Source organism: Streptococcus oralis (assembly GCF_023110435.1).
In the GTDB taxonomy this organism is placed as follows: domain Bacteria; phylum Bacillota; class Bacilli; order Lactobacillales; family Streptococcaceae; genus Streptococcus; species Streptococcus oralis_CF.
Genome location: NZ_JALDWB010000005.1, coordinates 1 through 1,055, shown reverse-complemented (window position 1 = coordinate 1,055; position 1,055 = coordinate 1). Strand labels below are relative to the sequence as shown.

At 43.0% G+C, this 1,055-nt stretch carries 1 protein-coding gene; it reads left to right on the top strand.

Annotation, left to right across the window (positions count from 1 at the left end):
- Nucleotides 1–1,055: Rib/alpha-like domain-containing protein (locus tag M1F97_RS07030; protein ID WP_247944645.1), on the top strand; the 1,055-nt coding region annotated here is incomplete at both ends.

Genomic DNA, 1,055 nt, shown 5'->3' with positions numbered 1-1,055 from the left:
GTTCAAGACACCAGTAGATACTGCTACAGAAGGTGAAAAAGACGCGACAGTAGTTGTAACATACCCAGACGGAACTAAAGATGAAGTTCCAGTCAAAGTTACTGTTAAAACTCCAACAACACCAACTCAACCAGCAATCACAACAGATCTTACAGGAAAAGCAGGTACTAAGACACCAGTTGAAGTAACAGCTGAACCAGGTTCTAAGGTTGAAATGTATGACAAAAATGGTAATAAGATTGGTGAAGCAACAACAGGAGCAGATGGTAAAGCAACAATCACACCAACAGTAGACATTCCAGAAGGAAATGTGACTGTTGTGGCAAGCAAGGATGGTCAAACACCAGAAGCTAGTGATCCAGTTCAAGCAACAACTGCCAAGGATCCATCAGTTCCAGCAACACCAACTCAACCAGCAATCACAACAGACCTTACAGGAAAAGCAGGTACTAAGACACCAGTTGAAGTGACAGCAGAACCAGGAACTACAGTCGAGTTGTTTGACAAAGATGGTAACAAAATTGGTGAAGCACCAACAGGAGCAGATGGTAAAGCAATCATCACACCAACAGTAGACATTCCAGAAGGAAATGTGACAGCTAAAGCTACGAAAGATGGTCAAACATCAGTTCCAAGTGAATCAGCTACGGCTACAGTAGCAACACCAACAACCCCAATTCAGCCAGTAATCACAACAGACCTTACAGGTAAAGCAGGAACTAAGACACCAGTTGAAGTGACAGCAGAACCAGGCTCTAAAGTTGAAATGTACGATAAAGATGGTAACAAGATTGGTGAAGCAACAACAGGAGCAGATGGTAAAGCAATCATCACACCAACAGTAGACATTCCAGAAGGAAATGTGACTGTTGTAGCAAGTAAGAATGGTCAAACACCAGAAGCTAGTGATCCAGTTCAAGCAACTAAGGTTTCTGACAAGGAACTTAAGACCCCAGCACTCACTCCAGTAGTGAATCTATCAGCTCTTACAGATGCGGAAAAAGCTAAGGTAGCCGACGAAGTTAAGAAAGCTAACCCAACAGCAAGCAAGGTAG